Source organism: Eikenella sp. HMSC071B05 (assembly GCF_001811325.1).
Taxonomy (GTDB): domain Bacteria; phylum Pseudomonadota; class Gammaproteobacteria; order Burkholderiales; family Neisseriaceae; genus Eikenella; species Eikenella corrodens.
The window spans coordinates 22,019-31,735 of record NZ_KV804548.1 but is presented as its reverse complement, the minus strand read 5'-3'; the positions used below and the strand labels follow the sequence as shown (position 1 = coordinate 31,735).

Below are 9,717 nucleotides of genomic sequence, written 5' to 3'. Positions count from 1 at the left end.
TGTCCTGATTTAAATTTAATCCACTATAGAAATCAACCCGAACGGCATCAGGGCAGTAGCAAAACAAATGCCCTCCAAACGTTTTCAGGTAGCCTGTGCTTGAGGCTACCTGAAAACGCAATTTTCCACAAAATTATAATCTTATCTGCTATTTATCTAGTATCAAACACCTCAAAGCGATTGACCACATGGTAATAGACCGCGAACAAGCCATGCACCAACTGGCCGAACACAAAATCGGCCAACTCTCTGGCGAACAAAAGCTCAATCTGGTTTTGGATTATTGGGATTCGTTTGAAGACTTTGACCTCGCTCACGAATTAAAATCCTTTCTCGCCAACCATGAAGCCGAAAGCCTAACCGAATACACAGATTTCTTCCGGCCCATCGCCCTTATCGGGTTGGCGGATAAATGTAAAATATTCAACAACAAATACCTAGCAGAAGAATTAAAACGTTATACTCAAAATGAATTTCAAGTAAGCGGCAACGAAAAACAAACCTTATCCCCTTGCCCCTGCTGCTTGTTTTATTCCCTCAGTCCTCCAACAGATTACGCTGTTTGCCCGATTTGCCAATGGGAAAACGACGGTACAGCCGGCGAGCAATACTCCGCCATCAACCGCGGCACACTCAGCCGCTATCGGGAAAACTTCCTGGGAAAGCATTCAAAAAGCGCACTGCAAGCCAAATACATTTTTTAAACGGTTCTACACAGCAGCCGTCTGAAACCACCCAAAAGGCAGAAATTATGAAACCTAAATCCCTCTACCGCGCCGCCCTGCTCGAATACCTATTTTATGCTTCGTTAACCGCCGATCCTGCCGAAGCCCGCGCCGCCTACCGCACCTACCGCCAACTTGCCAGAAAAGGCTGTCCCGACGGCTGGTTCGGCCTCGGTCGCGCCCGCCAGTACGGCTACGGCGTCAAGCCAAACCCCGCAAAAGCCGAAAAATATTACCGCCGTGCCGCCAAGCTCGGCCACGCCGAAGCACAGGAAGCTCTCGGCTGCCTGTACGAATTTGCCGAAAAACCCGACTACCGCCGCGCCCGCAAGTGGTACGCCCGCGCCGCTGCCCAACGCAGCAGTGACGCCCCCGATGCCGCCTACCGCCTCGGTTACTTATATGAAAAAGGCCTGGGCGGCAAAAAAGACGTTCAGACGGCCTACCGGCTCTACCACCGCGCCGCCAAAAACGGCCACGCCGATGCCCAACGCGCCCTCGGCTACCTATACGAAAAAGGCCTAGGCCTGCACAAAAACCATGCCAAAGCCCGCAAATGGTACACCCGCGCCGCCCTGCAGGCGGATGCCACCGCCTGCAACAACCTAGGCTTCCTCTACTACAATGGCAAAGGCGTACGCCGCAGCAAAAGCTTGGCGAAAAAATGGTACAAACTCGCTGCCCGCGCGGGCAGCATCCATGCCTTATCCAATCTCGGCGTTCTCTATGAAGACGCAGGCCGTCTGAAAAAAGCCGTCCACTACTACCACTGTGCCGCCGAGGCAGGCAACAAATATGCTGCCAAGCAATTGAAACGGTTGGATAAGTAATCACCGGCCGTTTTCAGACGGCCTTTTTGTAGAAGGCCGTCTGAAAACAAAAAATCGGCAGGTACAGGTAGGATTTTGTCATCCGGCCTGCTCCTGCCGATTGCCGCTTAAGGGGATTACAGCCGCCAGTTCAATTTGAACATGATATTGCGCGGCATGCCGTAAAAGTTATAGGCACCGTTGCTGCGGTTGGCATTGTTTTCAAAATAACGCTTGTCCGAAAGATTGTTGCCAATCAGGCTCAAACGGATTCGGTCGGTCGGCGCGTATTGCACATCGACATGCCACAAGGTGTAGCCGCCCTGCTTGAGATTAGGCTGGTTATACAGGTTGCCGGTACGGCTTTGCGTGCTCATACCCACACCTATGCTCCAACGGTTGGCAGCACCCGGCAAACGATAGTTGGTGTAAAGCCGGAAAATATTGCGCGGCGTATGCTGACTGAATCTTTGCCCGTCTTCGTTGTGTTCATCACCGTTGCGGTATTTGCTGTCGTTGTAGGTGTAGCCGGCAAACAGTTTCCAGTTATCGGTCAGATTACCGGAAATTTCCGCATCCAAGCCTCGGCTGACCACGCGGCCGGTGTTGATATAGTAGCCGTTGCCCATGCCGTCGTCACCGCCATAAACGGCACGGTTTTTCTGGTCGATTTGGAACAAGGCGACGGCCGTGTTCAGGCGGTTGTTGTTCCAAGCGGATTTCCAGCCGATTTCGTAGTTGGTGCCGATAACGGGCGGTAAATCATTGCCGCTGGCATCTTTATATTCGAGCTGCGGTTTGAAAATCGAGGTGTAGCTGGCATACAGGCTGTGATGCGGCGTTACATCCCATGTAATACCCAGATAAGGCACAAAGCGGTTGCGGTTGATGCGGCGGGTCAGTGTTTCCAATGAGACGGGGTTGGCCGGGTCGATAATGTCATCGGTGTTTTGCCGATAACGCCAACGGGTGTAGCGGAAACCGGCCAGCAGGTGCAGTTTGTCGGTCGGATTAAAGCGGATGCCGGCACTGACAGCATGGGAACGGGTATGCTCATCGGTATGTCGGTGGATGGGGTTGAAGCGGTAATCCAGATCGGCCAGTTTGCTCCAATCGGGGCGCGGGATAACCGAACCATCAAACGGCTCCAGCGGGAAATCGCGGCTCAAGTTAGGGTCGCACCAGTTCGGCCAGCCGCGCGATGCGCAAAACTGGTTCCAAGAGTCGGACGGGTCTGCCCACAAATTCCAATGCTGCATGGTTTCGGAATCGATACGCCGTTTGTTGTAGCTGTATGTGGCAAACACGTCGTGCTGCCGCCCTAAAGCCTCAAAGCGGCCGGTCAGCTTGCCTTGCGCCGTCCATTGCGTGGTTTTGTTGTCGGCAAGGCGGTTGCCGCTGCCCCAAATGGTGCCGCTGCTGTTTTGCCAACTCGGCCCGCTGCTGAGCGCGGCATACTCGCGAAATGCCGTGTCGCGGCGATAATCGACCAAGCCGACAGCCCGCCAGTTATCGTTGAAATCGTACCGCAGCTCCGAAAATAAATTGAATTTGGTGAAACGGCTGTTGTTCCACGGCGCACCAGAATAAGCATTGCGCGGCAGATGCAGCGGATTATCCTCGCTGCCCGCAGGCAGGCCGTACACATCCGGCACCGCATGGCGGTTTTGATACAGGCTGCCCACCGTCCACACTGCCTTTTCGCCCAAATCGAAATCAAGCACGCCGTACACCACGTTTTGCCGGCTATTGACGCGGTCGATGAAAGAGCCTGCCTTTTCCCATGCACCCGACAGACGGCCGCGCACCGTGCGGCTACTGTTTAGGCTGCCGGAAACATCCAATTCGCCGCGGTAAGTGTCGAAACGCCCCGCACTCACGCTGCCCTGTATCTGCCTTACGGAAGTCGGCCGTTTGCGTACCGCATTGATGGTTCCGCCCGGCTCGCCGTTGGCCTGCGTCAAACCGGTGGCACCGCGCACCACTTCGATGTGGTCGTACACCGACAAATCGGTCTGGCTCTCGGCATTGAGAATGGTTTCGCCCACATAGCTGGAAACATCGGAAGAAACGCCGTCTTCTTCTATTTGGTCGATATAGAAACCGCGCGACATAAAGCGCGAGCGGTCGGAATCGCGCACAACGGTAACCCCCGTAGTAGCCTTCAGCGCGTCTTCCAAACGGGTAATGCCCTGACCTTCAATCTGGGTTTTGGTAATGACGCTGACCGACTGCGGCGTTTCCTTGGGCGACAAAGCCAAACCCGTAGTGGTACGCATGGCGGAGGTGGTGAACGAATCGCGGTTTTCGGTACGCGTACTGCGGTTTACCGCCTGAATATGGATATCTTCCAACACTGCAGATCCTTCAACCTCATCGGCAAGCGCTACGGCATGGCTGCCCAACAGCATGGAGGCAATCAGACTCATGCGGAATCCCAAACAGTTCATTTCTTCACCTTTCCTTTTCACAGATTAAATTAAATTAACTTTTTATTTTATCGGTGAAGGAGCAGTACACTTATCGGTAGAACGGCGTAGTCCTAAAGCATAGGGCATAGGCAAAAGAAATCCTAGGACAGGGAGTATTGCTTTGCAGGCTACCTGAAATGCTATCGGGGCAGTGTTTGTGCCGTCATTTTCCAAAATGGGCAAAGGCTACCTGAAAATTGCCAAACTCTTTCTAGTTTGAGCTTTCAGGTAGCCTTTGTTGTGCGCTGGGCGGCTTGGATAGCTGTTGGATAAACTCAAGCTCGCAAACTGCCGTCGTCCATGGTGAGCACGCGGTCGAAGCGTTTGGCCAGCTGCTCGTCGTGGGTAACCACGATGAGGGCGGTGCCGAGCTCATGCTTGAGCTCCAGCATCATTTCCAGCGCGTGGGTGGCGTTTTTACGGTCGAGGTTGCCGGTGGGCTCGTCGGCCAGCAGGCAGTCGGGCTTGGTTACCAGGGCGCGGGCGATGGCGGCACGTTGGCGTTCGCCACCGGAGAGTTCGCCGGGGCGGTGGGTCATGCGGCTGCCCAGGCCGACTTTTTCTAAAATTTCGGCAGCGGCTGCCTGCGCTTCAGCCCGACTTTTGCGTGCCACCAACAGCGGCATCATTACGTTTTCCAGTGCGGAAAACTCGGGCAGCAGATGGTGGAATTGGTACACAAAGCCAAGATGCCGATTACGCAGCTGGCCGATGGCTACTTGGGAGAGGCTGTTTAAGCCCTGGCCTTGGATTTTTACTTCGCCGCTGGTGGGCTTGTCCAGCCCGCCGAGAATGTGCAGCAAGGTGGATTTGCCGCTGCCGGAGGCGCCGATGATGCCGATGCCTTCGCCTGAGGCTACCTGAAAATCGATATTACGCAGCACTTCCACTTTGAGGCTGCCGTCGTCGTAGGTTTTGCCTACGTTTTGGCATTGGATAACGGCTTCTTTATTCATAGCGCAAGGCCTCTGCGGGTTGGGTTTTGGATGCGCGCCAGCTGGGCAGCAGGGTGGCCACGAAGGAGAGGCCGAGGGAAATGGCAACAATCGCCAGCACGTCGGACAGCTTCACTTGCGAAGGCATGTAGTCGATGAAATAGATGGCGGAAGTAACCAGCTTGCGGCCGGCCATTTGCTCGATGGCGGAAACGATAGCGCCCACGTTCAGCGCCACGGTTACGCCCAGCACTACGCCGATAGCGGTACCGACCACCCCCAAAAGCGTGCCCTGCACCAGGAAAATTTTCATGATGCCACGCGGAGGCAGGCCGAGGGTGCGCAAAATGGCAATGGCTGCCTGCTTTTCGGTTACGGTCATGATGAGGGTGGAAATCAGGTTGATGGAGGCGACAAGGCTGATGAAGAACATGATGACGAACATCATCTTTTTCTCCACTTCCACGGCTTGGAAGTAGTCGCGGTTTTGGTAGGTCCAGTCGAAGGCGGCGATGCGGTTGCGCTGCTCGGCGGGCACAATAGTGGTGGTCACGTCGGGTGCGGTTTCCGGTTGCGAGAGGCGCAGCTGAATGCTGACATCGCCATCGCCGGCGCGATACAGGGTTTTGGCGTCTTCAATATGGATGATAGACAAGCTGTTATCTACAGCAAAAATGCCGGTGGAAACGGTGGAAGCCACAGTGAATTGCTTCATGCGCGGCACCATGCCCACCGGTGTAACGTTGCCTTCGGGCGAAATCAGAGTAACTTTTTCGCCCGGCTGCACGCCTAAGCGGTCGGCAATATCTTTGCCTAAAATCATTTCAAACTGGCCGGGTTTGAGCTGCTGATACAGCTCGTTGGGCAGCTTGTCGCCGTATTCCGACACTTTCGGTTCTTCAGCCGGGTCGATCCCCTTTACCTGCACGCCCTGAACCTCGCCGGAATTAGCCAGCAGCGCCTGCCCGCTCACATAGGGCGCCACGCCCAGCACGCGCGGGTTGGCTTGAGCGATTTTGGCCAGGCCTTGCCAAGTGTCGCCTGGATCGGCTTGCAAATAGCTCATCTGCATATGCGGGGTAACTTGCAGCAGTTGGCCGCGAATCTCTTTTTGAAAACCGTTCATGACGGAAAGTACCACAATCAGCGCGGTTACGCCGGTGGCAATGCCGAAAATCGAGATGATGCTGATAACAGACATCAGCCCGTTGCGTTTTTTGGCGCGCATATAGCGCAGGCCGATCCAGGTTTCTAAGGAAAGCATAGTGGAATGGGCTCCGCAGTCTGCCGAAACAGGCTGCAATCATGGGGCAGGGTTTCAGGTAGCCTTTATCTGGCTAAAAATCACTTCATGCAGCGCATGGGTTCGCTTTGTTTGCAAAATATGCTTCAGCGGTGTATTGGATACGGCGGCAAGGCACACGATATGCAAACTGGGCCAAGCATTAGATTTGCAAAAAGCGGCGCACAGTATACAGGCTCTTTGCCGGGCAGGGCATTGGTATTACGCGCATTTGCCCTCTTTAACGGCAGATGTGCCCTTAGTGGGGCAGATATAGAAAACTGCATTCTCTGCCAAGCAGAAAATGCAGTCTGAGTAGAAAGTGTGGCTGAAGATTATTTCAGCTTGGTTTCTTTGTAAACCACGTGCTTGCGGGCAACCGGATCGAATTTTTTGATTTCGAATTTGCCGGGAGTAGTCCGCTTGTTTTTGGTGGTGGTGTAGAAATGGCCGGTGCCGGCGCTGGATTCCAGCTTGATTTTATCGCGCATGACTCTAATTCCTTAAATAATGTGATTAGGCTTCGCCGCGTGCGCGCAGATCAGCCAGAACGGCATCAATGCCAACTTTGTCAATCAAACGCAAAGCCGCGTTGGAAACGCGCAAGCGCACCCAGCGGTTTTCGCTCTCAACCCAAAAACGACGCGATTGCAGGTTCGGCAAAAAACGGCGCTTGGTTTTGTTGTTGGCGTGCGATACGTTGTTACCGGACATCGGCCGCTTCCCGGTTACTTTGCAAACTCGTGCCATGGTTATTCTCCAAACTTCAAAAAATATTAGATAGAAACGAAACTTGCTTTATACCATAGAAAGCATTTCCGGTTCAAGTTTTATCGCGATGAACTTGGCAGATGTGCTGCTAGATACAACATTTTGTGGGCAGAGTGCCCGCAAAAGTGTGCTGGATAGGTTTTTGTATTTAACACACTGTTTTAATAATTTAATTGCTTTAATGCTCGTATTTTCAGGTAGCCTTAATTGCTAGGAACAAGTGCTGCATCAGGCCGGTATGGTTTGATGAATGTGGTAGGGCTCATTTAATATTTTCCGTTTTTCAATCCCAGCGCGATACTTAAAATACAGCCAAACACTAGATTTAAAGGCAATACAATGGACAAATCAACTGCCGGCGTGAGCAAATTCCTCAGTTATATCCTGCGCCATCATCCCGAAGCCATCGGTTTGACGCTAGATGGCGAAGGTTGGGCAGATGTGGATGAACTATTAACTCAAGCGGCGGCACACGGGCGTAACATCAGCCTGCCGCTATTACATGAAGTGGTGGCCACCAATAATAAAAAACGGTTTACGCTGTCTGCCGATGGCCGCAAAATCCGTGCCGAGCAAGGGCATTCCACGGCACAAGTGGATATTGCCTACACCGAAACCGAGCCGCCGGAAATCCTGTATCACGGCACGGCGCAGCGTTTTGTTGAGGTTATTGAGCAACAGGGCTTGCTACCGGGCAGCCGGCATTATGTGCACCTGTCGGGCGATGTGGAGACGGCTGTGTCGGTGGGTAGTCGCCACGGCAAGCCGTTGGTGTTGGAAGTGCAGGCCGGGCTGATGCGGCGGCAGGGTTTTGTATTTTATTTAACAGCCAATAAAGTGTGGCTGATTAAGGAAGTGCCGCCACAGTTTTTACGGCGAATGTAAGAGACTACCTGAAGGTGCAATTGTAACCCAGACCAAATACTTGGCCGGCGATATTATTGAATAATCTGCGGTGTGCTATTCCCCCCATTGAACAAAACCCTCGTTAAAATCCGCTATTTCTGCCGCATAGGCAAACAATTTACTTGCCACTTGCGCCCTGTGGCTTTACAGTTCAGCCTGTGCGAAATGGCACGTTTTTCCGGAGTAACCCATGCAACAAATAAAAAACCAAGAATGGCTGCTGGTAGACGGCGGTAATCTTGAAGTGAGTGTAACCCGCGAAGCAGATGCCGTGGAAGAAGCGCAGCGCTTGCGTTTCGACATCTTTGGCCGTGAGATGGGCGCCGGTATACACGGTGAAGACGGCCGCGATATCGACCGTTATGATGAATTCTGCCGCCATCTGATTGTGCGCGACAAAAACAGCGGTTGCATCATCGGCACCTACCGACTGATCACCGAAGAAGCGGCCCAAGCCGCCGGCGGCTGGTATTCCGATTCGGAATTCGACCTCTCCCGCATTCGCCACATCCTGCCCAAAACCGTGGAGCTGGGGCGCGCCTGCGTACATAAAGACTACCGTACCGGCGGCACGATTTCACTGCTGTGGATGGGTTTGATCAGTTTCATGCAAGCACATGGTCTGGAATACATGATCGGCTGTGGCAGCGTGCATGTAGATGACGGCGGGCATTATGCTGCCAGCCTGTTTAACCAGCTCAAACAGACCCATTACTCGCCCGAGCAATACCGCGTGTTCCCGAAAGTGCCGCTGCCGCTGAACGAACTGCGGCAGGATTTGGAGGTGGAAGCGCCGCCTTTGATGAAGGGCTACCTGCGCGCCGGCGTGTGGATTTGCGGCGAACCGCATTGGGATAAGGATTTCGGCAGTGCCGATATGCTGGTGATGATGCCGATGGCCAATATCCATCCGCGTTATGCCAAACATTTTGTTAAATAAATCAGAAGACAAGGTTAGCTGATGCGTAGGCTCAGACTGATTGTCAGGCTATTTGGGGTGGCTGCCATTTTGTTGTGGGGCTGCCTTCAGGTAGCCTTGTTTTTCGGCCGTGAAGATAAGGCCAAACGTCAATGGCGGATTCAACGCTGGTCGCGCCAATGTATGAAAGTGTTCGGTACCAAGCTGACCGTACATGGTGCGGAACGTTTTTTCGCCGAAGGTGGCCAGTTTATGGTGGGCAACCACATCTCCTGGCTGGATATTTTTCTCATCAACTCCGTGCAGGCTGTACGCTTTGTAGCCAAGCAAGAAGTGCGCGACTGGCCGGTAATCGGCTGGCTGGTGGCGCGAGTCGATACAGTATTCATCAAACGCGGCAACCGCCAATCATCACAGCAGGTGATGGATGTGCTGTTGCAGATTTTGTCGGAAAAGGATTACGCGGTTGTATTCCCCGAAGGAACAAGCACCGACGGGCGGGGCATCAAGCCATTTAAGAGCGGGCTATTCGATACCGCCATCATCGGCCAATATCCGGTGTGGCCGGTGTTGGTGTACTATCCAAATGAAGACGGCAGTCCGAACACGGATATGGCCTATTGCGGCGAAATCAGCTTGTGGGAATCGTTCTGCCGCATCCTGCCGCAAAAGCGCAGCGAAAGCGTGCTGTATTTTCTGGAACCGATTTCGCCGGAAGGCAAAACGCGGCAAGAGTTATGCGCCGCCGCCCAAGCGCAAATTGCAGCCAAGATGGGCGAACTGCGCGGCCTACCGCCGGAAAGCGTGGTGGAAGAAAAGGGTGCCGTGTTTGAGCGGACTTAATCTGTTGTGATGATTGTTGAGCCGTCCCATTTGTGGGACGGCTTTTTGTTTGAGTG

The 9,717-nt window shown here is 53.5% G+C and carries 10 protein-coding genes; 5 read left to right on the top strand and 5 right to left on the bottom strand.

Annotation, left to right across the window (positions count from 1 at the left end; genetic code table 11):
- Positions 1-188: 188 nt before the first annotated feature.
- Together HMPREF2796_RS05030 and HMPREF2796_RS05025 are read left to right on the top strand one after the other, a co-directional pair.
- Positions 189-704, top strand: a complete 516-nt coding sequence (locus HMPREF2796_RS05030) for a CPCC family cysteine-rich protein (protein ID WP_083308650.1) — start codon at positions 189-191, stop codon at positions 702-704.
- 47 nt (positions 705-751) lie between these two features.
- A complete protein-coding gene (locus tag HMPREF2796_RS05025) occupies positions 752-1,555 on the top strand; it encodes a tetratricopeptide repeat protein (protein ID WP_070631464.1) in 804 nt (267 codons plus the stop codon).
- A 116-nt stretch (positions 1,556-1,671) separates the two neighbouring features.
- Here HMPREF2796_RS05025 and HMPREF2796_RS05020 read toward each other — a convergent pair whose 3' ends face one another.
- From HMPREF2796_RS05020 to rpmB, 5 genes are all read right to left on the bottom strand, one after another.
- Positions 1,672-3,984 (bottom strand): TonB-dependent siderophore receptor, encoded by a 2,313-nt coding sequence (locus HMPREF2796_RS05020; protein WP_070631462.1) that lies wholly within the window; start codon positions 3,982-3,984, stop codon positions 1,672-1,674.
- Between the two features lie 296 nt (positions 3,985-4,280).
- The gene (gene lolD / locus HMPREF2796_RS05015; RefSeq protein ID WP_070631461.1) at positions 4,281-4,961 is read right to left on the bottom strand and encodes a lipoprotein-releasing ABC transporter ATP-binding protein LolD; all 681 of its coding nucleotides are present in this window, start codon (positions 4,959-4,961) and stop codon (positions 4,281-4,283) included.
- Positions 4,954-6,204: a lipoprotein-releasing ABC transporter permease subunit gene (locus HMPREF2796_RS05010; protein ID WP_070631459.1), complete on the bottom strand. Its 1,251-nt coding sequence runs from the start codon at positions 6,202-6,204 to the stop codon at positions 4,954-4,956. The genes lolD and HMPREF2796_RS05010 overlap by 8 nt, the downstream gene beginning before the upstream one ends.
- A 353-nt stretch (positions 6,205-6,557) precedes the next feature.
- Positions 6,558-6,713 carry a 50S ribosomal protein L33 gene (gene rpmG / locus HMPREF2796_RS05005; protein ID WP_003822324.1) on the bottom strand — a complete coding sequence of 52 codons (156 nt, stop codon included), beginning with the start codon at positions 6,711-6,713 and terminating at the stop codon, positions 6,558-6,560.
- Between the two features lie 25 nt (positions 6,714-6,738).
- Positions 6,739-6,972 (bottom strand): 50S ribosomal protein L28, encoded by a 234-nt coding sequence (gene rpmB / locus HMPREF2796_RS05000; RefSeq protein WP_035579964.1) that lies wholly within the window; start codon positions 6,970-6,972, stop codon positions 6,739-6,741.
- A gap of 360 nt (positions 6,973-7,332) precedes the next feature.
- Here rpmB and HMPREF2796_RS04995 point away from each other — a divergent pair, with 360 nt between their 5' ends.
- From HMPREF2796_RS04995 to HMPREF2796_RS04985, 3 genes are all read left to right on the top strand, one after another.
- Positions 7,333-7,878, top strand: coding sequence for an RNA 2'-phosphotransferase (locus HMPREF2796_RS04995; RefSeq protein WP_070631457.1), 546 nt, complete (start codon positions 7,333-7,335; stop codon positions 7,876-7,878).
- A gap of 211 nt (positions 7,879-8,089) precedes the next feature.
- Positions 8,090-8,839: a GNAT family N-acetyltransferase gene (locus HMPREF2796_RS04990; protein WP_070631455.1), complete on the top strand. Its 750-nt coding sequence runs from the start codon at positions 8,090-8,092 to the stop codon at positions 8,837-8,839.
- 21 nt (positions 8,840-8,860) lie between these two features.
- Entirely contained in the window at positions 8,861-9,661 is an 801-nt protein-coding gene (locus tag HMPREF2796_RS04985; protein ID WP_070631452.1) for a lysophospholipid acyltransferase family protein, read from the top strand.
- Positions 9,662-9,717: the final 56 nt, after the last annotated feature.

What these genes read in the sequence shown, in the direction of transcription:
- HMPREF2796_RS05030 (WP_083308650.1), top strand. Translation starts at nt 189, where the DNA reads ATGGTAATAGACCGCGAACAAGCCATGCACCAACTGGCCGAACACAAA.
- HMPREF2796_RS05025 (WP_070631464.1), top strand. Translation starts at nt 752, where the DNA reads ATGAAACCTAAATCCCTCTACCGCGCCGCCCTGCTCGAATACCTATTT.
- HMPREF2796_RS05020 (WP_070631462.1), bottom strand. Translation starts at nt 3,984, where the DNA reads ATGAACTGTTTGGGATTCCGCATGAGTCTGATTGCCTCCATGCTGTTG.
- lolD (WP_070631461.1), bottom strand. Translation starts at nt 4,961, where the DNA reads ATGAATAAAGAAGCCGTTATCCAATGCCAAAACGTAGGCAAAACCTAC.
- HMPREF2796_RS05010 (WP_070631459.1), bottom strand. Translation starts at nt 6,204, where the DNA reads ATGCTTTCCTTAGAAACCTGGATCGGCCTGCGCTATATGCGCGCCAAA.
- rpmG (WP_003822324.1), bottom strand. Translation starts at nt 6,713, where the DNA reads ATGCGCGATAAAATCAAGCTGGAATCCAGCGCCGGCACCGGCCATTTC.
- rpmB (WP_035579964.1), bottom strand. Translation starts at nt 6,972, where the DNA reads ATGGCACGAGTTTGCAAAGTAACCGGGAAGCGGCCGATGTCCGGTAAC.
- HMPREF2796_RS04995 (WP_070631457.1), top strand. Translation starts at nt 7,333, where the DNA reads ATGGACAAATCAACTGCCGGCGTGAGCAAATTCCTCAGTTATATCCTG.
- HMPREF2796_RS04990 (WP_070631455.1), top strand. Translation starts at nt 8,090, where the DNA reads ATGCAACAAATAAAAAACCAAGAATGGCTGCTGGTAGACGGCGGTAAT.
- HMPREF2796_RS04985 (WP_070631452.1), top strand. Translation starts at nt 8,861, where the DNA reads ATGCGTAGGCTCAGACTGATTGTCAGGCTATTTGGGGTGGCTGCCATT.